The following is a 23,050-nucleotide window of genomic DNA, read 5'->3' as shown; positions in this document are numbered from 1 at the left end:
CTCACCCGCGCAGCACGACCACGCCCGATGGCCCTGATGCGAACGACCGGAGTGCGTCTCCGGCGAGTCGGGCGTCGGTGAGGCGGGTCTTGCCCTCGACCACGACCATGAGGGTCGTGTCCGCGAGCGACAGCATCTGTGAGGTGGGCACCGGGCCCGGGATCTGCGGACCGTTGATGATCACCACGTAGCGGCCCGCCAGGCCATCGAGCACACGGTCGAGCGCCGAGCGCATCCGCAGGATGTTGCGGCTGCGGTCGATCCCGGCGCCGATGAACCGCACCATTCCCTCAGGAGCAGTCATGCCGTCGAGCTCTCTGGGGATCCGGGTGTCGGGGAGGTCCACAAGCGCTGCGTCGGCTGCAAGCTGGCCCGAGAGGCACTCCGACAACCCGGCGGTGTCTCCTGCTCCCACGAGCTCGGTCAACGACCCTGCCTGGAGGTCGGCGTCGACAAGGGCAACGGGCTGGCCGAAGCTGCGGGCAATCACGTTCGCGAGCGCCAGCGCCATCAACGCCCTGTCGGGCCCGGAGTCGGGGCCGACAAGCACCAGGCGGTGGATTGGCTCGTCGAGGCTGAGGCGCTCGACTGCGGAGATCACGCCGGCGACGGAGTCGCGCGGGTTGCCGGTGCGGCCCGACATGGGCGGCACTTTCACCAGTACCGGCAGGTCGATCGCCTGGGTCACGTCCTGCGCCGAGGCCAGGACCGGCTTGCGCAGGTTGCGGAACAGGAAGAAAAGGTACGGCACGAGGCCGCCGATGAGCATTCCGAACAGTGCGGCGAACCATGCCGGGAACGTCGTGGTGGACTGCAGCGGGAACTCGAAGATCTGCTGGAAGACCGGACCGGCGATGCGCTGCTCAACAGGGAGCTGGCGCTGGTTGGACTCGAACACCGCTTGCAGCGACGGGATCACCTGGGCGCTGACGGCCTCGGACTGCTCCTTGACCGGGCTCGACACCGTGATGTCGATGTACGGCGACAGCGGGGAGCGGCTGGTGCCGATGAGGCCGTCGATCTCGTCGATCGACTCCTCGAATCCCCCGCGGCGCTTCACCTCGGCTGCCATGCCCTTGGACTTCACGATGTCCTCGATCGCGGCGGACAGCACGTCGTTCTCGTTGGCGTTGCCGCCCGAGTAGACGATGATCGAGCGGGTCGTCTCGTAGATCGGTGGACTCAGCTGCGAGAACACGACTGCGATGACACCGGTCACCAGCGCCGAGGCCGCGACGATGAGCACCTGGCGGCGCGAAAGGCGCAGCGAGCGGCGCTCCGTGGGCGCGGCTTCGACAGCTGTCGCCTCCGGCTCACCTTCATAGGGCATCGGCGTCATGGTTCCCCGCAATTGCCATCGGACGTCGTGCGATCGCCCGACGCGAGAGTGTAAGCCCGCCTGCCCCCGCACACCGCACCCACAGGTAGGAATGCCCACCGCTCATGGCGCCCGCCGATTGGGAACCGGGGCGGTGCGGGGCGTATGGTCGATCCCTCATGGGATCACTGGTCAAGAAGCGCCGCAAGCGCATGCGAAAGAAGAAGCACAAGAAGCTGCTTCGCCGCACACGCCATCAGCGCCGCGCACGCGGCAAGTAGCACCACTCACTCAGAGCATCGGCGGGGTTGCCCGAGCGACCACGTGCCCGGGGCCCGGATGGGCGCCACGCACCCACCAGGTCGACCCGCTGCCGGCCAACTGCGGCCACTCCCCGGTCGCGGACGCAAACTCGTCGCGCCAGCGCGCCAGCTCCGGCGCCACGGTCAAGGCTGCGGGCTCGAGGTCGTTGCCGTATTCGCCACTGGGCCCGCCCATCTCGTCCCACGCCGCATAGACCCTCGGCGTCGAGCAGTGAACCGGCGGCGTGAACAGTGTGACTGTCTGCTCGCGGAACGGCAACGGGTCCACCACCTCGCCTATGCCCCTCACGCGGGCCCGCCCACCGAGCAGGCAGAACGGCACGTCAGCTCCGAGGGTGACGGCTCGGGACTCGTCGGACCAGCCGGCCCAGCGCAGCACGGCTGCCGCGTCGGAACTGCCCCCACCCAGGCCGGCGCCGGCAGGAATCCGCTTGTGCAGCACCACTCCCGCCCGGCGGCCCGTCAGTTCCAGTGCACGCACCACGAGATCATTGGCGTCGCCCGCTGACCGCTGCCCGCCCACCTCGACCTCGAGGCCCGACCCGCCAGGCTCCACTTCGAGGCGGTCGCCGAAGTCGAGTGTGACCATCTCGGCGTCGATCAGGTGCAAGCCGTCGGGGCGCACACCGGTGACCCTCAGCGAGATAGTCAGTTTCGCCGGGGCGAAGAGCGTTGGCACCGCAACAGACTAGAAGCGAGTCGCGACCAGTCCGTGACCGACAGCTGCTCAGGACGGCTGGTCGGGTCGATTCCCGCTCCGGCCCACACCTCACCGGCACCATCGCCGCCGACCAGTGTCGCGAGCGATGAACGCAGCATCTTGCGCCTCTGGCGGTATGCGGTGTCGACGAGATCGAACACGACCGCCGGCTCGAGCGAATCGTCGGGCGGCCGGCGGCGGCGGAGTTCGACCACCGCCGAGCGCACCCGGGGCCGGGGCGTGAACACCTCGGGCGACACAGTCATCGCAATCGACGCGTCGGCATACCAGCCGACCTTGATCGTGGGGACCCCGATGGTCCGTCCGCCCGGCTGGGCGCAGATGCGCTCCGCCATCTCGAGCTGAACCATCACCCACATCGCGTCGACCATCGGCGCCGAGGTGAGCAGGCCGAGGATGATCGGAACCGCCACGTTGTAGGGGAGGTTGGCTACGACGAACCAGCCGTCACCCTGCAACAAGTCCTGCCAGTCCAGCTCCAGGGCGTCGCCGCGCACGATGTTCGGCCGCTGTGACACGGGCAAGGTCGCCAGCACCTCGTCGAGCACGGGCAGCAGGGTCGGGTCCTTCTCGACCGCTGTCACCGAGGCGCCGGCCTCGGCCAGTGCGAGGGTGAGGCATCCGATGCCCGGACCCACCTCCAGCACCGGAGAGCCGGGACCGATGCCGGCGATCGAGACGATCCGTCGCAGCGTGCCGGGGTCGGTGACGAAGTTCTGGCCGAGCGACTTGCGGGCACTGAGCCCGTGCTCGTCGAGCAGGCGGCGCACTTCCGTGGCGCCCAGCATCAGCTGATCCCGTAGAACGCCCGGGCGTTGGCCGATGTCACCTCGGCCACTTCTGCTGTGTCCACGCCCTTCAGCGCAGCCACCTCCTCGCCGACATGGCGCACGAACTCGGGTCGATTGGGCCTGCCCCTGTGTGGAACCGGGGTGAGGTACGGCGAGTCGGTCTCGACCATGAGCGACTGCAGCGGCGCCCCGGCGACCGCTTCGCGCAGCTCCACGGCACCCGGAAATGTGGCAATGCCACTGACCGACAGCAACGCGCCGCGTTCGAGCGCGGCATCGGCTTCACCCGGCCCGCCGGTGAAGCAGTGAAACACGGTGCGGCCGGGTAGCCCCTCGGAGTCGAGGGTAGCGAAGGTGTCATCCCAGGCATCCCGGGTGTGGATCACCAGCGGCAGCCCGGACTCGTGCGCCAGCTGTATCTGCTGTGCGAACACCTTGCGCTGGGCGTCCCGGGGGGAGTTGTCGTAGTGGTAGTCGAGCCCGCACTCACCCACGGCCACGGGCCCGCCACCCCCACCGGCGCGGCCGAACAGCTCTGCCAGCCCGTCGATCCCGCCTGACGCGTCGTGGGGGTGCACCCCGGCAGTGGCGAACACGTCGTCGAACTGCTGCGCCAACCGGATGCAGGCCTCCGAGCGTTCCACGGTGACGCCGACGCATACCATCGCCTCCACGCCTGCCGCGCGAGCGGCTGCCACAACCTCTGCCGGATCATCTTCGCCGTCCAGATGGCAGTGGTTGTCGATCCAACCCACGTCAGACGTCCGAGAGGACAACACCGCTCGGCCCCTGGGCGAACGTGGCCACTTGCAGCGCCGCATCCTCGGCATCGGAGGTGACAGTCTCCCCCTCGACGAGGTTGTAGAGAACGACATCCGCCCAACGCAGCGACGGCGACACCGGGATGGTGCCGAGAAGCGGCGGTGCGAGCATCACGATGATCACGTCGTCGTCGACATCCGACAACAGCGCGGGGTCGACCGCGGGCTCCTCACCGCGGCGCGGACGGCCAGCGGGGATGAAGCGGAGGTTCTCGCGGTTGTCACGGAACGACTTGCGCACCGGGCGAGGGAGTCGCCAGCGCCGGACCCGCCGGATCGAGTCACCGAGGGCTGCGCGCCCGTGGGCGATGTCGTTCATGCCCGGCGCGAGGCCCGCACCGAGACGCCACGACATGACCCGTCGCTCGACCTGGCCGTCGACGAGCAGGACGCGTTCCCCGCTCGCCGCAAGGCTGGCCGCGATCCCCATCGAGAGCACCCGGGCCGAGCGACTGTGGCGCGGCGCGGCAAGGAGCATGCGGTTGGGGAGCCGCTCGCCATCGGTTGCCTCGAACGCCGTGACGGCCACGTGGGCGTACTGCGCCGGCGTGGCCGCGTTGCGGCGTCCATTCCGCCCGACATGGGTCCACAACGGCATGCCGACCGCGTGCGGGAAGTCGTCGTCGTTGTTGACCCGCGGACTGCCCTGCTTGATCAACACCAGCGATATGGCCAACAGCCCACCGGTACCCGCGCCAACGAACGCCAGCCACACTAGCCGCGGTGGCTCTACACCGAAGTCGACATCCTGCCCCACCGGCAGGTACATCGGCCCGGTGTAGTAGCGCTGCTCACCCGGGTCACGGGGGCGCAGCTCGTCGCGGAGTGTCTCTTCGGAGTCGATGCGCCCTTGCTCGATGATGGCGTCGAGCGCACCGGTGAGATGGGGCGCAACCTGGTTGACCAACTGCTCGTCGGTGCTCTTGAACACGATGTCCATGTACGGACCGGCGTCGCTGCGGAACACCGTGACGTCATCGGACACCACCCGCGGATCGATGTCGACACCGGCCAACTCGGCGAGTTGATACGCGTAGGCATCCGAGAGGATCAGGTTGTGCACGTACTGCAGCCGGTCGATGTCGAGGCGCACATAGGGCACGCCCGGCGGCAGGTCGAGTTTCGGCACCACTATCGAACGGCTGGCGCTGTAGTTCGTCGGGGCGCTGGATCCGACCACCGGGAAGATGACCGCACCGGCGAGGGCGCCGAGCACGACCCAGATCCGGAATCGCTGGCTGATCCGCAGGTCCCAGCGCGCGAGGCGCTCTGGTTGCTCCTCACCTGAGGCAGGGTCGCCGCGCGAGGGCTCGAAGTAGCCCTTCCAGCGCGTGCCCCACGACGGCACCTGGAGCGCGGCGGCGATTCCGATGAGCGACCACGCGAGCTTGTTGTTGATCAGCGACAGGAACATCGAGCCGCTGAGCACCGGCAGGAACATCAGGAACAGGTAGCCAGACAGCTCCTTGGTCTGTTTCCACCGGGGTCTCAACAGGCCGATGACCGTCATCACGATCGCCGAGGCCCAGATCACCAGTCCGATGACCCCGAGGTCACCGGCGATGTCCAGGTAGGTGTTGTGCGAGGACACCTCGTCGCGCACGTCGGAGAGTTTCGTCGTGCCGGGGGTGATCGGCATTCGGCTCGGGATCTGCGCGTCGAGGTTGCCGAGGCCCACCCCGAGCACGGGTCTCTCCTGGATCATCGAAACCGAGACGTTCCAGAAGTCGAGCCGGCCCGAGCTGTCGGTGCCACGGATCAGCGTGTTGGGATTGATCACGATCAGACCCACGGCGATGATCGCGGTGATGATCGCGGCCGGGAACGCACGGGCGATGTTTCGACTCACCTTCACGCCCGGCCGGTACACCATCGATGCGAAAAGGGCGACCGCGGCACCGATCACCCCGGATCGGCTCCCGGCGCCGGCCGCACCACCCAGCACGAGCAGCAGCACGACCGTGTACAGCACCTTCTCCGTGGTGGTCTTGGACTGGCGGCGGTAGTAGATCGTGAGCGGGATCATCGACGCGGCCAGCACGCCGAAGAGGTTGGCGTCGCGGTTGAACCCGAACGCGCGCAAGCCCAGGATCAGGCCCCACACGCCCGCAACCGCACCACATATGCCTCCGTACCAGTAGGCACGCATCCACTTCTTGATCAGGTCGACCGAATCGATCAGCAGTGCAGAGGTCGCGAAGTAGGCGAACGCCAGGCCGAACACGCCCACGCCCACGAACCACTGGCCGACATCGGGTGCCCAGATCGCGGAGGCGACACCCCACGTCATCACCAGCACCGGGGGCAACCAGTAGCGCATCGGCACCGCGGGGGGCCGCCACTTGTCCACCACCAGCTTGTACGCGATCAGCAGGATCGCGGTCGCCGAGATGATGCGCCCCACCGATATGCCACCGCGGCCGATTCCCTCGAAGTGGATGAGGAAGGCGACGAGCTGGACGAACCCGAAACCCCGTCGCAGCACGAACAGCGCACCGACCGCGATGATCGCCACGCCGATGATGACGAGCACACCCAGGCGGGTGACCACCGCCGCCACGGACGTGGCGACGATGACCAGGGCGCCGAGGGCAGCGAGCGCGCCAGTGGACCCGCGCCGCGGCGGCTTGCCGCTCTCTGGCTCGACGTATGGCTCGAGTGTCTGCACTGCGCCCCTTGTGAGTTGACCCAGAGTACAGATGGCCGTCCAACTGCCACAATGGCGCGATGGATCCATGGGAACTCGCCAAGCAGGACTCGCAGCGGCTGCAGGACGCGCTCGGAGGGGCCGACGTGGCGGTCGTGCTGGGCTCCGGATGGGCCGATGTGGGCCGCAGCATCGGCGAAGTCGGCGGCGAGATCAAGATGGACGAACTCGAAGGGGTGCCCGCTCCCACGGTGCAGGGCCACGGCGCCACGATCAGCGCTTTGGATTTCGAGGGTCGCAGGGTCTTGGTGCTCGCCGGCCGCGCACACCTCTATGAGGGCCATGACGCGCACACCGTCGTGCATGCGGTGCGATGCTCTGTGCTGGCTGGGTGCCGGGCCGTCTTGCTCACCAATGCCGCGGGTTCGCTGCGGGCCGAAGTCGGTGTGGGCACACCGGTCGTGCTGACCGACCACATCAACATGAGCGGCGTCAACCCCCAGGTCGGGCCCCCGCCGCCCGAGTCGATGGGACCCCGTTTCCCGGATCTGACCAACCTCTACAGCCACCGGCTGAGGGAGCTCGCGCTGAACAGCGACGACTCGGCGGTCGAAGGAGTCTACGCGGGGCTGCTGGGAGGCAGCTTCGAGACCCCGGCGGAGATCCGGATGCTCGCCTCGCTCGGCGCGGACGTAGTGGGCATGTCCACTGTGCTCGAGGCCATTGCTGCACGCCACCTCGGAGCCGAGGTGTTCGGCGTGTCGCTCGTGACCAATCTGGCTGCAGGCCTGCAACCCGAACTCGATCACACGGAGGTGCTCGCAGCCGGAGCCGAGGCGGCGCCCCGCCTGGCGGGGATGCTCCGCGCGGTGGTGGCGGGGGCCTGAGCGCTCCGATGCGCGAACCGCCGACAGCAACGCTTGTCGCAACGGCCCGTCGATGGATGCAGGCCGACCCCGACCCGGTCACATCGAAACAGGTCGGCGAGATGGTCGAGCGGGGCGACCACGATGAGCTCCTGGAGCACTTCGGCGGGCGCCTGCGCTTCGGCACCGCCGGGCTTCGCGCACCGGTCGGACCCGGACCGTTGCGACTCAACCGGCTCGTGGCACGCCAGACTGCGGCCGGCATCGCCCGGACCCTGCTGGCTCAGACCGACACCGGCGGCACTGCCGCTGCACGAGGTGTGGTCGTCGCCCACGACGCCCGCACGGGGTCTGTGGACTTCGCGGCCGACACCTGTGAAGTGGTCGCAGCGCACGGCATCGCGGTGCACAGCATCGACGGACCTGCACCCACCCCGCTGGCGGCATTCGCGCTACGTCACCTCGAAGCCGCAGCGGCGGTCGTGGTCACCGCGAGCCACAACCCCGCGGCCGACAACGGCATCAAGGTCTACTGGGGCGACGGTGCCCAGATCGCCCCGCCCCTGGACACGCTCATCGCGCAGGCGATCGACGCCGTCGCCGACCACGAACAGGTGCTCCCACAGGACCGACGGGTTGCTCCGATCACCACCCTCGGCTCCGCCGCCGGGCCGAGTGAGCTCGTCTCCGCCTACCTCGACTCTGCTGCCGGTCTGGTGCCTGGACCGCCCGCCCGCCCGATGCCCCTCGCGGTGACATCGCTGCACGGTGTGGGCGCCGAGCTCCTGCAACTCACCCTCGAGAGGTTCGGCCACGGACCGGTTCACCACGTCGCCTCCCAGCGGCAGCCAGATCCCACGTTCCCGACGGTTGACTTCCCCAACCCCGAAGAGCCGGGGGCACTCGACGAGGTGATCTCCCTTGCACAGTCGACCGGTTCGGTTCTGGCGCTTGCCAATGATCCCGACGCCGACCGGTTGGCGGTGGCCGCCCCCCTTCCCGACGGCACCTGGCAGGCGCTCAGCGGCGACGAGACGGGGGCGCTGCTGGCCTGGCACCAGTTGCTCCACACCGACGGCGTGGCTGAACGACTGCTGGTGACCACGGTCGTTTCCTCGCGGCTCACCGGCTCGATGGCCGACGCTGCAGGCGCCCACTTCGAGCAGACGCTCACGGGCTTCAAGTGGCTGTCTCGCCCCGGCATCGACAACCCCGACTGGCACCAGGTCATAGCCTACGAGGAGGCGCTCGGCTACGCGCTCGGCGCCTACACCCGCGACAAGGACGGCATCACCGCAGCCTTGGTCGCGGCCGATGCGGCCTGCTCGCTGGCCACCGCAGACCGCACGGTGTGGGACGTGCTCGATGAGATCGCCGAGCGCCACGGTGCCCACGTGACCCACAACGGGTCGCTGCGCATCGAGGGCTCCGGCGCGGCGCACCGGATGGCTGACATCACCTCTTTGCTGGCCGACAGTCCTCCCACCCGGCTGGGAGGACTGGACGTACTCGAGGTCGACTGGCCGGCACCCGACGTGATGCGCATCGCACTGGCCGACGACATCCGTGTCGTGCTGCGGCCTTCGGGAACCGAGCCGAAGTTCAAGTACTACTGCGAGGCCGTGGAACCCGTCGGCGCCGCGGAACGGCCCGACGCCGCACGCGGGCGGGCGGCATCCCGGCTGGAGGCCGTCGTCGCCGACCTCGTCGAGCTAATCGGCTGAGGCGAACTCGTCGAGGATCGCCTGCGTGCCCGACAGCCCGAGGCGGTCGGCACCTGCATCGATCATCGCCCTCGCGGTGGCCAGGTCCCGGATACCGCCCGACGCCTTCACCCGCGCCCTGCCCGCGCAGGTGGCGGCCATCGCTTCGATGGCTTCCGTGGATGCACCACCGGCGGGATGGAAGCCGGTGGAGGTCTTTACGAAGTCCGCTCCGGCACCGACCGAAGCGGCGACAGCTCCGCGGAGTTGCACAGGGCTCCAGAGGGCCGACTCGAGGATCACCTTCAGTACGACGTGGGGCACGGCGGCGCGCACCCGGGCCACATCAGCAGCCACAGCGGTATCGTCGCCATCTGCAATCGCGGAGAGGTCGGCGACCATGTCGATCTCACCCGCCCCTGCGGCCACCGCACACGCGGCCTCGACAGCCTTGACCTCCGAGAGGTTGGCGCCGTGGGGGAAGCCCACCACCGAACACACGGTTGTCCGCCGCCCCGACACCTCTGCTGCGTACTGCACCATCTCGGGCTGGACGCACACCGAGGCGCAACCCATCGACACCGCTTCGGCGGTCACCTCGGCCACCCGTCGACGGCCCGCCTCGGGGGTGAGGATCGTGTGGTCGACCATCGCGGCAAGGGACTCCCGGCTCAGATCCAGGCTCACCTGCCGACCCCCAGCTTGGAGTAGGTGGGCTTGATCACGTCGTCTATGAGGCGGAGGCGGTCATCGAAGTGGATGAAGGCCGACTTCATGGCGTTGACGGTGAGCCACTGCATCGTGGCCAGGTCCACGCCATGGTGCTCCGCCAGCAGGCAGAACTCGTCGGAAAGCCTCACCCCGCTCATCAGCCTGTTGTCGGTGCTGATGGTGACCCTGAAACGCAGGTCCATCAGCAGTCCGATCGGGTGCTCCGCAATCGACGCGGCGGCACCCGTGTGCACATTGGACGACGGGCACATCTCGAGTGGCACCCGCCGGTCACGTACGTAGTTGGCGAGGGTGCCGAGCACGGGCCCATCGGGGGTCATCTCGATGTCGTCGACTATGCGCACACCGTGGCCCAGCCGCTCGGCCCCGCACCATCCCAGCGCTTCGGATATGGACGGTAGTCCGAACGCCTCGCCGGCATGGATCGTGATGTGGAAGTGCGCCTGGCGGATGCGGTCGAACGCCTCCATGTGCCGGCTCGGCGGGTAGCCCGCTTCGGCGCCGGCGATGTCGAATCCGACCACACCGTCATCGCGGTGACGCAGGGCCAGCTCCGCGATCTCACTGGACCGGGCCGCGGTGCGCATGGCGGTGACCAGCAGGCGCACGATGACCGGGCGGCCCGCGTCGGCGGCGATCCGCTCGCCCTGCTGGAAACCGGCGAGAATTGCCTCGACGACCTGGTCGAGGTCGAGTCCGCCCTCGGTGCACAGCTCGGGCGCCATGCGGACCTCGGCGTAGACCGCCCCGTCGGCCGCCAGATCCTCCGCACACTCCCGAGCGACCCTTGTGATGGCCCCGGCGTGCTGCATGACGCCGACGGTGTGGGCGAACGTCTGCAGGTACAACTCGAGGTCGCGGCGGTTGGCCCCCCTGCGGACCGAGGCGGCGAGCTCGTCGGGGTCGGTCGACGGCAGGCCGTCGTAGCCGTACTCGCCAGCCAACTCGATGATCGTGGTCGGCCGGAGTCCGCCGTCGAGGTGGTCGTGCAACAACACCTTCGGTGCATCGACTGCGAGCTGGGGAGTTATTTGCACGCACTCACGGTACTCGCCACTACCGTCACCGAGATGGGCACGACCACGCCGACCGGCACCCCGGTGATCGGCCTCGACGGCGACGACACGCTCTGGCACAGCGAAAACCACTTCGTCACCACCACAGAGAGGCTGGCCGACCTGCTGGAGCCATACGTGACGCACACGGCAGAGGCCGAGGCACGCCTGATCGAGGTGGAGCAACGCAACCTCGCGCTGTTCGGATACGGAGTGAAGGCGTTCACCATCTCGATGATCGAGACTGCCATCGAGGTGTCGGCCCAGCAGGTCACCGCTTCGGAGATCCACCGGATCGTGGAGTGGTCAAAGGAAATGATGGAACACCCGGTGGAGCTTCTTTCAGGGGTGGCGGAAACAGTGGAACTGCTGGCCCGGGACCACAGGCTCCTGCTGGTGACCAAGGGCGACCTGCTGCACCAGGAGTCGAAGGTGGCCCGATCGGGCCTGGCTGAGCACTTCGAGGGCATACACATCGTCAGCGAGAAGGACCCGGACACCTACGCGCGCATCCTCGATGCCCATTCCGTGGAACCAGGGGGTTTCGTCATGGTCGGCAACTCGCTGCGGTCGGACATTCTGCCGGTGGTGGCGCTGGGCGGTCGGGGCGTGCACGTGCCGTACCACACCACCTGGGCCCTGGAGGCGATCGACGAGGACAACCTCCCCGACTCGGTCGTGCACCTCGATGGGATTTCTTCCCTGCCGGCGCTCTTGAGCGCGGGGGGACCCTAGGTCCACACTGTCCCCGGGCGCCGTTGGCGGTTCGGCGCACGACCGGGACAGGACTGTTGGGGCGAAACAGCGAGCGCAGCGTGTACCTAGACGCACTCCGTGCGTTCGCGCTTGCCCGGGTGGTCCTGTACCACTCGACCAACCTCTGGACGGTCACGGCCTTCACGGCCATGCCGCTGATGTTCTTCATCGCCGGATCGCTGTACGCCGGATCGGTCGACCGCCGGCCAACCAGACAGGTGGTGGTCGACCGGTTCCGCAGGATCCTGTTCCCGTACTGGATCTACATCCTGGCCATGGTGGCGCTGTGGGGCTACCTGGGCGTGCTGGGAGAGGTGAACCCGCTGTCCTGGGTCTCCTTCGTCATGCCGCTTCTCTCCTTCGGTGGCCCGATCGGCCCGGGCGACGCCAACTCCGACATCGTGTTCACCTGGATCGCCCTGTGGTACCTGCAGATGCACCTGCTGTTGTCGCTGGTCGGCGGGTGGATGCGCCGCATGCAACTGACCCATTCCAGGCGCTACTGGACGGTCCTCGTTGCACTGACCATCGTGCTGATGCCGATCGGCTTGGGTGGCACTCCCTTCTGGGCCGTCTGCTGGTCACTGGGATACCTGCACCATGACGGAGTCCTCGAACGCTGGCTGAAGAAGCTCGCTGCGTTGCCCGGCGACCGGACCATCTCGCGCTGGGCGCTCATCGCAGCGGCGACCGGACCCGTCGGCGCCTTGCTGTTCTTCGCCTTCCACGAGACCGGAAGCCTCGAGTCACTGGCCGGGCTGGGCAGCTTCCTGCTGGGGGCGTTCTGGCTCGTGTCGGCCGTCGGGCTACGCGAGCGGATCGAGCCACGCCTTGAGGTTCCCGCTGTCCGCGCAACCGTGACGTTCATCTCAGCGCGGGCACTCACCATCTACCTGTGGCACATGGTGGCGGTCTGGGCCGTGATGACATACGCCTTCCCCGGCAACCTGGCAGCACCCGCGCGTTTTGCCTGGACGGTGCTCCTGCTGGTTCCGGCATGCGTGCTGTTCGGCTGGGCCGAAGACCTTGCGGCACGGCGCCGGCCGACCCTGTGGCCCCGCGCCGCTGTGAGACTGCCGAGGACGACCCCCGTCGATGTGAGGAATCCCGAGCCTCGCGCCCACCGGCTCGGCAGCTCCGACGTTCATCGCGCAGGCTAGAGCGTCCCGAAGATCCTGTCGCCTGCGTCACCCAGCCCGGGGACGATGTACTTGTGGTCATCCAGGCGGTCGTCGAGCGCTGCCAGGAACAGCGGAACGTCGGGATGTGCCTCGCGCACCGCTGCAACCCCTTCGGGGCACCCCACGATGCAGAGCAGGCGGATGTCCGTCGCTCCCGCCTCGCGCAGCTGGTCGAGCGCGTGCGCCGCGGAGCCACCTGTGGCGAGCATCGGATCGACCACCAGCACCGGTCGCTCGTCGATGCGGTCCGGCAGCTTGTTGTAGTAGTCGACCGGCTCGTGGGTTCCTGGGTCCCGGTACATACCGAGGTGCCCGACTGCCGCATGGGGGATCAGCTCGAGCACGGCGTCCACCATGATCAGCCCGGCACGCAGGATTCCGACGACGGCGGGCTGTGGCGGCCGGAGCCTCTGGGCCTCCGTGACCGCAAGGGGCGTGTGCACGTCGATCGGCTCGGTGGGCAGGTCCGCTGTGGCCTCGTAGGCGGCCAGCAAGGTGATCTCGCGCGCGAGGCGGCGAAACTCGCCGTGGGGCGTCTCGACGTCGCGAAGGATCGAGAGCTTGTGCTGGACGAGCGGATGGTCGACTACGTGGGTCCGGGCCATGCCCCGAACTCTGTCACGAATCCAACAGGGGGCGGGCGAGCAGCGCGAGATCGGCCTCGGGCCGCGCGCCCAGGTGCGAGATGACCTCGGCCGCGGCCAGCGAGCCGAGCCGGCCACACACCTCGAGCTCGGCCCCGATGCTGAAACCGTGCAGGAAGCCCGAGGCGTACAGGTCCCCGGCACCGGTGGTGTCGACCAGGCTTTCCACGGGGTCCACCGGGATCTCGATCACCTCGTCGGGGGTGACGACGACCGAACCCTTCTCGGAGCGAGTCAGGGCCGAGTAGGGCACGTGGTCCCGCACCGCCGACACGGCTGCGTAGAAGTCATCTGTGCCGTACAGGGCGAGGATCTCGGCCTCGTTGGCGAAGAGCAGGTCGACGTGGTGCTCGACCAGGTCGAGGAATGCCCTGTGGTGGCGCTCGACGCAGAAGCTGTCAGAGAGCGTCGCCGACACAGTGCGGCCGGCTTCGTGCGCGTAGCCGGCAGCCACCCGGAACGCCTCCTGGGCCTCGGGCGGGTCGTAGAGGTAGCCCTCGAGGTAGAGCACCGAGGCCCGTGCTATCCGCTCGGGGTCGACGTCTGCCGGTCCCAGGTGAACCGATGCCCCGAGGTACGTGTTCATGGTGCGCTGCGCGTCGGGGGTGACCAGGATCAAGCAACAGCCCGTGCTGGGGCCTGCGAGGGCGAGCGCGATTTCGTAGGTGACGCCGGTGGCGCGGATGTCGTGCGCGAACACGTTGCCGAGCTGGTCGTTGCGGACCTTCCCGAGGTACTCGGCGCGGCCGCCGAGCGCCGCCACGCCCACGATCGTGTTGGCGGCCGACCCGCCGGAGATCTCCACAGCCGGGCCCATGAGTGAGTACAACTCCTCAGCCCGCTCCCCGTCGATCAGCGTCATGGCGCCCTTGGGGATGTCCAGGCGGTCGATCAGGTCGTCGTCCTCATGGCTGAGAACGTCGACGAGGGCGTTGCCGATGCCTACGACATCGACTTCGGCCGCTGCTGGGTCCACTGGTGATCGCACGGCGGTCGAGGATACGGCCGGCGGCGGCGCAGCGGGCAATCGGCTCCTGCGCTCCCGGGGCCCCGTGCTCGGCTAGGGTCCGCGGCAGCGCCGCCCGGCGCCGGAATCCCCAATGACGGAGGTTTGTTGTGAGTCGACGATTGATTCGCGGTGCAGCGGCACTGTTCGCACTGGCACTTGTGGCGGGGGCCTGCTCCTCCGACGACGGTGACGATGAAGAGGGCAGTGGCGGCGACGGCAGCGGGAGCGGCATCACGGCATGCCAGGTGACCGACACCGGCGGCGTCGACGACCGCTCGTTCAACCAGACCGCGAATGACGGCCTCAAGAAGGCCGAGGACGAACTCGGCGTCGAGGGCAAGGTGCTCGAGTCCCAGAGCGAGGCCGACTTCGAGCCCAACCTGAAGGCCTTCGTGGACCAGGGCTGTGACCTGATCATCCCGGTGGGCTTCCTGCTCGACGGCGCAGCGCAGGCTTCTGCGCAGGAAAACCCCGACCAGAAGTACTCCATCGTCGACGTCGACTTCTTCGACCCCGACGCCGGTGAGGACATCTCCTACGACAACGTCGAGGAGCTCACCTTCGCCACCGACGAGGCGGCCTTCCTGGCCGGCTACCTGGCGGCGGGCACCTCGGAGTCCGGCAAGGTCGGCACCTTCGGCGGCATCAACATTCCGACTGTGACCATCTTCATGGACGGCTTCCTCGCCGGCGTCCAGCAGTACAACGCCGACAACGAAACCGAGGTCGAGGTGCTCGGCTGGGATGGCTCCGACGGCCAGTTCACAGGCGACTTCGAGGACCAGGACAAGGGCAAGCAGCTCACCAAGTCGCTCATCGACGAAGGCGCCGACATCGTGATGCCGGTCGCCGGTCCGGTGGGGCTGGGCTCTGTAGCTGCCGCCAAGGAAGCCGACGGCGTCAAGATAATCTGGGTCGACACCGACGGCTGCATCTCGGTCGCGGACGACTGCGACATCTTCCTCACCTCTGTGCAGAAGAAGATGGACGTGGCAGTGTTCGACTCGATCAAGTCCGTGGTCGACGACAACTTCGAGGCGGGCGTCTACAAGGGCACCCTCGAGAACGAGGGTGTCGGCATCCCCGAGCTCGGCAGCGACGTGCCGTCAGAACTTGCGGACAAGATCGAGGAGTACCGCAAGGCGATCATCGACGGTTCCCAGTCTGTCTCTCCGAGCTGACCTACTCTCGGCCCCGTGAAGGTCGAGCTCAGGGGGATCACCAAACGATTTCCCGGCGTAATCGCAAACGAAGGCGTGGACCTCTCCGTCAATGGCGGAGAGGTCCTCGCACTTCTGGGGGAGAACGGCGCGGGCAAGTCGACGCTGATGAACGTTCTCTACGGCCTTTACCACGCCGAAGAGGGCGAGATACTGCTCGACGGCAGGGCGAGGAAGTTCGCGTCGCCCGGCGATGCGCTGGCGGCCGGGATCGGGATGGTGCACCAGCACTTCATGCTCGTGCCCGTGTTCACGGTCAACGAGAACCTGATGCTGGGCCACGAGACCGCCCATGGCCCGCTCGGTGCCCTCGACTTCGAGAGCTCGGCGGAGAAGATCCGCGAGCTGTCGAGGCGTTACAGCCTCGAGGTCGACCCTCACGCCCTCGTGGAGGACCTGCCAGTGGGCGTGCAGCAGCGTGCAGAGATCCTCAAGGCGCTCTACCAGGACGCCGACTGCCTGATCCTCGACGAGCCCACGGCCGTGCTCACGCCGGCTGAGATCGCAGAGCTCGAGGGGATCATCGATGGCCTGCGCGATGCCGGCAAGGCGATCGTCTTCATCACCCACAAGCTCGGTGAGGTCATGAGGGTGGCCGACCAGATCACCGTCCTGCGCCAGGGCAAGGTTGTGGGCCAGACCACACCGTCGGACACCTCCGAAGCACAACTGGCCGAGATGATGGTTGGTCGGGCGATCCAGCTGGTCGTCGACAAGGACCCGCCCGCGCCCGGCGAAGTCGTCCTGTCGGTGACAGATCTGAGCGTGCAGGACGACCGCGACGCCGTCGCCGTCGATGAGCTGAGCTTCGAGGTCCGTGGCGGCGAGATCCTCGCCATCGCGGGTGTGCAGGGCAACGGGCAGACCGAGCTGGTCGAGTCGCTGACGGGGCTACGGTCGCCGCTCACAGGCACCGTGACCCTGGACGGCAAGGACGTCACCGGTGCGTCGCCAGGCGAGATGTTCGAGTCCGGTGTCGGGCACATCCCCGAGGACCGCCAGGCCGACGGCCTCGTGGGGCCGTTCACGGTTGCCGACAACATGGTGCTCAACATGTGGAACTGGCCCGAGTACGCCAACGGCTGGGTGCGCGACCGCGAAGCGGTCCGCGACAACGCGGAAACCCTGACCGACGACTTCGACGTGCGCACAGCCTCGGTGCAGACACCCGCTGGCACGCTCTCCGGCGGCAACCAACAAAAGGTGATCGTGGCGCGCGAGTTCAACCACGCGGAGCGTCTACTCATTGCCGCACAGCCGACCAGGGGTCTCGATGTCGGTTCCATCCAGTACATCCACGGCCGGATCGTTTCCGAGCGCGATGAGGGCGCGGCGGTGCTCATCGTGTCCACCGAGCTCGACGAGGTGATGGCCCTGGCCGACCGGGTGGCAGTCATGTACGAGGGCCGTTTCGCCGGCGTTCTCGAGGGAGATGAGATCGACCGCAACCGCATCGGACTGCTGATGGCGGGCAAGGATGGCTGACGCGGAGGCCGAACCGGCCACACCGCCGTGGTGGAGACGACTCGTCGACACCCTGAAGGTTCCCGTGTTGGCGACGTTCTCCGCGCTGGTGCTCGGCGGCGTCGTGATCATGTTCACCCACGAGGACGGCGCGTCGTTGTCCATCGTGGTGGAGGCATACACCGCGCTCTTCCAGGGCGCACTCGGATCACCCGCGGCCATCTCCGAGACCCTCCTGCGGGCAACGCCACTGATACTCGCGGGGCTGGCCGTGGGGTTCGCCTTCAAGGCTGCGCTGTTCAACATCGGTGCCAACGGCCAGATGATCATGGGAGCAATCGCTGCTGCGTGGGCCGGCTTCACGCTCGACATCCCGGGCCCGCTCGCGTTGGTGGTCGCCATGCTGTGCGGCGTGCTCGGCGGGGCCATCTGGGGCGGCATCGCCGGTGTGCTCAAGGCCACCACCGGTGCCCACGAAGTCATCACGACCATCATGTTGAACTTCATCGCGACGTTCTTCGTGGCCTATGTGCTCACCACGCGCACGTTCCTTCCGGGCGACGCCGGAAACCCGGTGTCGAAGAAGATGCTGGAGCAGGCCCGGCTGCCACGCTTCATCGACGGTGAACGAGTCGACGCCGGGATCCTCATCGCCCTCGCCGCAGTGTTCCTCGTCTGGTGGCTGCTCGAGCGCTCCACCTTCGGATTCCAGGTGAAGGCAGTCGGCCTCAACCCCGACGCTGCGCGGTATGCCGGGATGAACGTGGCTCTGATCACGGCGCTCACGATGGCAATTGCCGGCGGCCTCGCGGGCCTCGGCGGCGGCACCATCGTGATCGGACCCACGGGCGTGCTCACAGCCGGGGCGATAGGCACCCTCGGCTTCGATGCGATCGCGGTCGCGTTGCTCGGACGCTCGAACCCGCTCGGCATCCTCGCCGCCGGACTCCTCTTCGGCGGCCTCAACGCCGGCGCGGTACGCATGCAGGTCGAGACCCAGATCCCGGTCGACATCGTGATCGTGATCCAGGCGCTGATCATCCTGTTCGTGGCGGCGCCCGCACTGGTGAGGGCGATCTACAGGATCAAGGCCGAGCCCACGGACACACCCACGTTCACCTCCTCGTGGGGCGGCTGATGAGCACTACCGCCACCGACACCGAGGCCGCACTCGTCGCCGCCCAGAGGCGCCGGGACAGCCGCACGGGGATCATCTGGCTGGTCACCGGCACGGCGGTGATCTGGTTGTTCGCCCTCGGCACACCGTCGGGCGACGAGAGCACGTTCCAGATTGCGGTCGACCCCGACGGATTCCTGTCACTGCCCAGCTTCTGGACTTCCATGGTGATCGGCACCGCGATCGTGGTACTCGCCGTGGTCCAACTGGCACGCCCCTTGCCGCATACGGCGGGCATCGGAGTGGTCGTGCTGGTGATGGCCGTGATCGCCTTTCTGGTGTGGGCCTCTGCCGGGCAGCAGTTCTCCCTTGTCGGCATGCTCGAGTCCACCGTCACCCGCGCCACGCCGCTGGCACTGGGGGCGCTCGCGGGTGTGCTCTGCGAGCGCTCGGGTGTGGTCAACATCGCCATCGAGGGAATGATGCTGTTCTCGGCCTTCGTGGCGAGCTTCGCTGCGAGCGCCTCGGGCAACCTCTGGCTCGGGATGGCCGTCGGCGTCATCGGCGGCGGCATGCTGGCCTGGGGCCATGCGGGCCTGTCGGTCACCTACCGCGTCGACCAGATCATCTCCGGCACCACCATCAACTTCTTCGCGACCGGCATAACGGCCTACCTGGCCGCGTCGGTGCTCACGACCAATCCCGAACTCAACCGAGCGGGCACCTTCGACCGCTGGAAGATCCCGCTTCTGGGCGACATTCCCTTCCTCGGCGAGGTGCTGTTCGACAACAACATCTTCGTGTACCTGATGTACTTCCTCCTTCCGTTCACGACCTGGATGCTGTTCCGGAGCCGTTGGGGATTGCGGGTGCGGTCGGTCGGAGAGCATCCGAAGGCCGCCGACACCGTCGGCATCAACGTGTTGCGCACGCGCTACCGCTCTGTGGTCATGGGAGGCATGGCCGCCGGCCTGGCGGGCGCATTCCTGCCGCTGGGGTCGACTGGCTCCTTCCAGGAGGACATGACCGCCGGCCGCGGCTTCATCGCACTCGCCATCATGATCTTCGGACGCTGGAACCCGATGGGTGCACTCGGCGCCGCCCTGCTGTTCGGCTTCGCCGAGTCGCTCAACACGAAGCTCGTCGTGCTCGGCACTCCCATTCCGTCGGAGTTCCTGCTCATGGCGCCATACATAGTCACGCTGTTCGTCGTCGCCGGCTTCGGCGGCAGGGCCCGCCCGCCGGCTGCCGACGGCCAGCCCTACGAGACCAACTGATGCCGCAGAACGCCTCGCCGGACTGGGACGCGTTGCGGTCCAGAGCAAGGGGCATGACCGAACGCTCCTACGCGCCCTACTCGGGTGTTCGTGTCGGTGCGGCCGCCCTCACCTCCGACGGGGAGGTCGTGACCGGCTGCAACGTCGAGAACGCCTCCACAGGCATCGGGATCTGTGCCGAAGTCACGCTGGCGACCTCGATGGTTGCGCATGGGAGCGGGCAGAAGCTCGTGGCGATGGCGGTCGTGGCCGGCGACGGGGACCCGATCCCGCCCTGTGGCCGGTGCAGGCAGTTCCTGTACGAGTTCGGCGGCGATGCAATGCTCATCGAGACCGCCGAGGGCATCGTCACCCTCGGCGAACTCCTGCCGGGGGCCTTCGGCCCCGGCGATGTGGCGGGTCGTTCGGGCTGATGGCGACCGTCACGGCCCTGGACGTCATTCGCACCAAGCGCGACGGCGGGGAGTTGACCGACGAGCAGATCGACTGGTTCATCGAGGCATACACGGCCGCTGACGTGGCCGACGAGCAGGCCAGCGCGCTGCTGATGGCAATCCTGTTCCAGGGCATGACGGAGCGCGAACTGCGCACCTGGACTGCGGCGATGATCGGCTCGGGCGTCCGCAAGGACCTGTCGGCCGTCGGTCGCCCGACGGTCGACAAGCACTCGACCGGCGGTGTCGGCGACAAGATCTCCCTCCCGCTCTGCGCGCTGGTTGCTGCTTGCGGCGCCGCTGTGCCCCAGCTCTCGGGCAGGGGCCTCGGCCACACCGGCGGCACGCTCGACAAGATGGAGGCGATCCCGGGCTGGCACGCCGAGATCCGCGGCGAGGACTACCTCGCGATGCTCCGCGACCCCGGTGCGGTCATCTGCGCCGCGGGGGACGACCTGGCGCCCGCCGACAAGCGGATGTACGCACTGCGCGACGTCACCGGCACGGTCGAGTCGATCCCGCTGATCGCCAGCTCGATCATGAGCAAGAAGATCGCCGAAGGCACCGACGCTCTGGTACTCGACGTGAAGTTCGGGTCCGGCGCCTTCATGACCGACTTCGAGCGCGCACGGGAGCTGGCCGAGACCATGGTGGGCCTCGGTGAGGCCAACGGGGTGCGCACGGCGGCGCTGCTGACCGACATGTTCACGCCGCTCGGCCTCACGGCGGGCAACGCGCTCGAAGTGCGCGAGTCGGTCGAGGTGCTCGCCGGCGGCGGGCCACCCGACGTCGTGCAGCTCACCGTCGCGCTGGCCGAGGTGATGTGCGAGCTCGCCGGAGTCGGCGCCGACCCTTCTTCGGTGTTGGCGAGCGGTGGCGCCATGGACGCCTGGCGGCACATGGTCGAGCTCCAGGGCGGCGACCCCGATGCCGACCTACCCACGGCCCCCCACGTCGAGACCGTCCCTGCCGGCGACGACGGCTACCTCACTGCCCTGCACGCCCGGCCGATCGGTGAGGCCGCATGGCGGCTGGGTGCGGGCAGGGCACGCAAGGAGCACCCCGTGCAGGCCGCGGCCGGAGTCGTGTGGCACGCACGTCCGGGCGACCGGGTGGGCGCGGACGACGTGCTGTTCGAACTGCACACCGAGGACGAGTCGTGCATGGCTGCCGGGCTCGAGGCGATCCAGGGCGCCTGGAAGGTCGGCGGCGAGACTCCCGAGCCGACCTCGCTGGTGGCCGAACGAATCGGCTGAGCCGAGCACCGCAATCGGCGCTCGAGCAGACCCCGGCGCGCGACGAAGAGCGGGTCGGCAGTTGGGACCAGCGGTTCAGCGGGGGCGCAGGGCAACCACGGGGATGACCCGGTCCGTGCCGGCCTCGTACTCCGCGAACTGTGGCATCGCTTCCTTCTGGGCATCGAACAGGCGATTTCGCTCGTCGCCGGCGAGGGACTCGGCAGTGACCTCAACGGTCGCCGTGCCGCCGGCCACAGGCACCTCGATCTCGATCTCGGGGTTGGCGACGAGGTTGTGGTACCAAGCCGGGTGCTTCGGCGCTCCCCCGGCAGAGGCGAAGATGTGCACCACATCGCCCTCGGGCAGGCTCACCAGAGGCGTGACACGCTCAGTGCCGGACTTCGCCCCCTTGTGGTGCACAAGCACCATCGGCGCCCCCTCGAAGGGTCCACCGACCTTGCCCGCGCTGGAGCGGAACTCCTCGATGATCGCGTTGTTGAAGTCGGCCATGTCGTTGCTCATGACCGAGCCAACCATCTCCCGGGCATGGTGATTCCCGGTCAGCGAATTGCGAGACGCTTGACGCGGTTGGGGGCAATGCCGAGCTCCTCGGCCACCGCAGCTGCGGCATCGCGCTTCGAATCACCCGCCTCGAGTCGCCGGTCCAGGGCTGCGAGAATCGTGTCGTCGTCAGGCTCGGCCGGCGGTGACGCTCCACCGACGACCACCACGAACTCACCCTTGGGCGGGTTGGCTTCCAGGTGGGCGACCGCCTCCCCCAGGGAGCCACGCCACGTTTCCTCGTGCATCTTCGTGAGCTCGCGACTGAGCGAAACCTGGCGCTCGGACCCGCAGGCCTCCGCGAGGTCAGCGACGGTGTCGAGCACCCGGTGCGGCGACTCGTAGAGCACCACCGCTCTGGGCTGTTCGACGATTCCGGCGAGCGCCCGAGCTCGCTGCGCGCCCTTGCGGGGCAGGAATCCCTCGAACACGAAGCGGCCCGCCTGGTCGAGCATTCCACTGACGGTTGCTGCCAGCGCACCGGCGAACGGACCCGGCACCCCCTGCACGGTCACGCCCGCAGCCTGCGCTACACGCACCAGCAGCGAGCCCGGGTCCGACAGACCCGGCATGCCCGCGTCGGTCACCACGGCGACGCGCTCACCGGAGGCCGCTGCCTCCACCAGTCGCTCGGCTGTGTCAGCCTCCGTGTGGAGGTCCATGCGGACCAGCTTCGGGGCCTCGATTCCGAGATGCTGCAACAGCCGTCCCGTGCGACGGGTGTCCTCGCACGCCAACAGGTCTGCACGGGCCAGCTCCTCGGCCGCGCGCGGGGCCATGTCGCCGAGGTTGCCGAGCGGTGTGCCGACCAGCACGATCCGGCCGGTCACTGCAACTCCAGACGGTCACCCGGGCGCAGGTTGCAGTCGCGGAAGGTGCCGGCGCTGGCTTCATACACCACGGTCGGCGCGAGGTGCGGCCTGGACACCCGCCACGGAACCATCGTGAGCACGCGACGCACGGTGCCGTCGGTGTCACAAAAAGCCACGTCCACCGGAAAGCGCATGCCGAAGGTGTGCACCGAGCGGGCCTCGAGGCGCAGCACGCCATCGAAGTCGTCGCGGCCCAGCAGGCCCTTGCTACGCGCCGCCCTTCCGTCGGCCAACTCGACGCTGGCCAGCACCTCGGTGTCACGGACCAGCCACGGCATGGGTTGAATCCTACGGGCGTCG

The 23,050-nt window shown here is 68.1% G+C and carries 23 protein-coding genes; 11 read left to right on the top strand and 12 right to left on the bottom strand.

What is annotated here, in order from left to right; genetic code table 11:
* Position 1: 1 nt before the first annotated feature.
* The gene (locus tag GY812_09150; protein MCP4435645.1) at positions 2–1,330 is read right to left on the bottom strand and encodes a hypothetical protein; all 1,329 of its coding nucleotides are present in this window, start codon (positions 1,328–1,330) and stop codon (positions 2–4) included.
* A 167-nt stretch (positions 1,331–1,497) separates the two neighbouring features.
* On the opposite strand from GY812_09150, the gene GY812_09145 reads away from it, so the two are divergent.
* On the top strand, positions 1,498–1,599 hold the full coding sequence (locus GY812_09145) for an AURKAIP1/COX24 domain-containing protein (protein ID MCP4435644.1): 102 nt from the start codon (positions 1,498–1,500) through the stop codon (positions 1,597–1,599).
* 10 nt (positions 1,600–1,609) lie between these two features.
* Here the strand turns inward: GY812_09145 and GY812_09140 are convergent, their stop codons facing one another.
* From GY812_09140 to GY812_09125, 4 genes are read right to left on the bottom strand one after another with little or no spacing between them, the layout of a single operon-like run.
* Positions 1,610–2,320: a 4-(cytidine 5'-diphospho)-2-C-methyl-D-erythritol kinase gene (locus tag GY812_09140; GenBank protein ID MCP4435643.1), complete on the bottom strand. Its 711-nt coding sequence runs from the start codon at positions 2,318–2,320 to the stop codon at positions 1,610–1,612.
* Entirely contained in the window at positions 2,290–3,150 is an 861-nt protein-coding gene (rsmA, locus tag GY812_09135) for a 16S rRNA (adenine(1518)-N(6)/adenine(1519)-N(6))-dimethyltransferase RsmA (protein MCP4435642.1), read from the bottom strand. The genes GY812_09140 and rsmA overlap by 31 nt, the downstream gene beginning before the upstream one ends.
* Positions 3,150–3,908 (bottom strand): TatD family hydrolase, encoded by a 759-nt coding sequence (locus tag GY812_09130; GenBank protein MCP4435641.1) that lies wholly within the window; start codon positions 3,906–3,908, stop codon positions 3,150–3,152. Before GY812_09130 ends, rsmA begins: the two co-directional genes overlap by 1 nt.
* Before the next feature lies 1 nt (position 3,909).
* A complete protein-coding gene (locus GY812_09125; GenBank protein ID MCP4435640.1) occupies positions 3,910–6,642 on the bottom strand; it encodes a hypothetical protein in 2,733 nt (910 codons plus the stop codon).
* 59 nt (positions 6,643–6,701) lie between these two features.
* Here GY812_09125 and GY812_09120 point away from each other — a divergent pair, with 59 nt between their 5' ends.
* Both GY812_09120 and GY812_09115 read left to right on the top strand, forming a co-directional pair.
* A complete protein-coding gene (locus GY812_09120) occupies positions 6,702–7,508 on the top strand; it encodes a purine-nucleoside phosphorylase (protein MCP4435639.1) in 807 nt (268 codons plus the stop codon).
* 8 nt (positions 7,509–7,516) lie between these two features.
* Positions 7,517–9,211 (top strand): phospho-sugar mutase, encoded by a 1,695-nt coding sequence (locus GY812_09115; protein ID MCP4435638.1) that lies wholly within the window; start codon positions 7,517–7,519, stop codon positions 9,209–9,211.
* On the opposite strand, the gene GY812_09110 is transcribed toward GY812_09115, so the two are convergent.
* Complete coding sequence (locus GY812_09110) at positions 9,200–9,877, bottom strand: deoxyribose-phosphate aldolase (GenBank protein ID MCP4435637.1); 678 nt, start codon at positions 9,875–9,877, stop codon at positions 9,200–9,202. The genes GY812_09115 and GY812_09110 overlap by 12 nt on opposite strands.
* The gene (locus GY812_09105; GenBank protein MCP4435636.1) at positions 9,874–10,959 is read right to left on the bottom strand and encodes an adenosine deaminase; all 1,086 of its coding nucleotides are present in this window, start codon (positions 10,957–10,959) and stop codon (positions 9,874–9,876) included. Before GY812_09105 ends, GY812_09110 begins: the two co-directional genes overlap by 4 nt.
* Positions 10,960–10,992: 33 nt before the next feature.
* Between GY812_09105 and GY812_09100 the strand changes: the two genes are divergently transcribed.
* Positions 10,993–11,712 carry an HAD hydrolase-like protein gene (locus tag GY812_09100; GenBank protein ID MCP4435635.1) on the top strand — a complete coding sequence of 240 codons (720 nt, stop codon included), beginning with the start codon at positions 10,993–10,995 and terminating at the stop codon, positions 11,710–11,712.
* Between the two features lie 80 nt (positions 11,713–11,792).
* Positions 11,793–12,893, top strand: coding sequence for an acyltransferase (locus GY812_09095; protein MCP4435634.1), 1,101 nt, complete (start codon positions 11,793–11,795; stop codon positions 12,891–12,893).
* Here GY812_09095 and upp read toward each other — a convergent pair.
* Positions 12,890–13,519: a uracil phosphoribosyltransferase gene (gene upp / locus GY812_09090; GenBank protein MCP4435633.1), complete on the bottom strand. Its 630-nt coding sequence runs from the start codon at positions 13,517–13,519 to the stop codon at positions 12,890–12,892. The genes GY812_09095 and upp overlap by 4 nt on opposite strands.
* 13 nt (positions 13,520–13,532) lie before the next feature.
* Positions 13,533–14,534, bottom strand: a complete 1,002-nt coding sequence (locus tag GY812_09085) for an adenosine kinase (protein MCP4435632.1) — start codon at positions 14,532–14,534, stop codon at positions 13,533–13,535.
* 140 nt (positions 14,535–14,674) lie between these two features.
* Here GY812_09085 and GY812_09080 point away from each other — a divergent pair, with 140 nt between their 5' ends.
* Genes GY812_09080 through GY812_09055 form a run of 6 tightly spaced genes read left to right on the top strand, consistent with a single transcriptional unit; the run spans position 14,675 to position 21,335 of the window.
* On the top strand, positions 14,675–15,748 hold the full coding sequence (locus GY812_09080; GenBank protein MCP4435631.1) for a BMP family ABC transporter substrate-binding protein: 1,074 nt from the start codon (positions 14,675–14,677) through the stop codon (positions 15,746–15,748).
* 15 nt (positions 15,749–15,763) lie between these two features.
* The gene (locus tag GY812_09075) at positions 15,764–17,272 is read left to right on the top strand and encodes an ABC transporter ATP-binding protein (protein MCP4435630.1); all 1,509 of its coding nucleotides are present in this window, start codon (positions 15,764–15,766) and stop codon (positions 17,270–17,272) included.
* On the top strand, positions 17,265–18,389 hold the full coding sequence (locus tag GY812_09070) for an ABC transporter permease (GenBank protein MCP4435629.1): 1,125 nt from the start codon (positions 17,265–17,267) through the stop codon (positions 18,387–18,389). The genes GY812_09075 and GY812_09070 overlap by 8 nt, the downstream gene beginning before the upstream one ends.
* The gene (locus GY812_09065) at positions 18,389–19,645 is read left to right on the top strand and encodes an ABC transporter permease (protein MCP4435628.1); all 1,257 of its coding nucleotides are present in this window, start codon (positions 18,389–18,391) and stop codon (positions 19,643–19,645) included. The genes GY812_09070 and GY812_09065 overlap by 1 nt, the downstream gene beginning before the upstream one ends.
* On the top strand, positions 19,645–20,058 hold the full coding sequence (locus GY812_09060) for a cytidine deaminase (GenBank protein MCP4435627.1): 414 nt from the start codon (positions 19,645–19,647) through the stop codon (positions 20,056–20,058). Before GY812_09065 ends, GY812_09060 begins: the two co-directional genes overlap by 1 nt.
* A complete protein-coding gene (locus GY812_09055) occupies positions 20,058–21,335 on the top strand; it encodes a thymidine phosphorylase (protein ID MCP4435626.1) in 1,278 nt (425 codons plus the stop codon). Before GY812_09060 ends, GY812_09055 begins: the two co-directional genes overlap by 1 nt.
* 75 nt (positions 21,336–21,410) lie before the next feature.
* Here GY812_09055 and GY812_09050 read toward each other — a convergent pair whose 3' ends face one another.
* The 3 genes from GY812_09050 to GY812_09040 are packed head-to-tail and all read right to left on the bottom strand — an operon-like array spanning position 21,411 to position 23,028.
* Positions 21,411–21,827, bottom strand: a complete 417-nt coding sequence (locus GY812_09050) for a nitroreductase family deazaflavin-dependent oxidoreductase (GenBank protein MCP4435625.1) — start codon at positions 21,825–21,827, stop codon at positions 21,411–21,413.
* 50 nt (positions 21,828–21,877) lie between these two features.
* Complete coding sequence (gene rsmI / locus GY812_09045; protein ID MCP4435624.1) at positions 21,878–22,708, bottom strand: 16S rRNA (cytidine(1402)-2'-O)-methyltransferase; 831 nt, start codon at positions 22,706–22,708, stop codon at positions 21,878–21,880.
* Positions 22,705–23,028 (bottom strand): DUF192 domain-containing protein, encoded by a 324-nt coding sequence (locus tag GY812_09040; protein MCP4435623.1) that lies wholly within the window; start codon positions 23,026–23,028, stop codon positions 22,705–22,707. The genes rsmI and GY812_09040 overlap by 4 nt, the downstream gene beginning before the upstream one ends.
* Between the last annotated feature and the right edge of the window lie 22 nt (positions 23,029–23,050).

The organism is Actinomycetes bacterium, assembly GCA_024222295.1.
Lineage (GTDB): Bacteria > Actinomycetota > Acidimicrobiia > Acidimicrobiales > Microtrichaceae > JAAEPF01.
The sequence above is the reverse complement of the archived record's forward strand: the minus strand, read 5'-3'. Positions and strand labels throughout refer to the sequence as shown.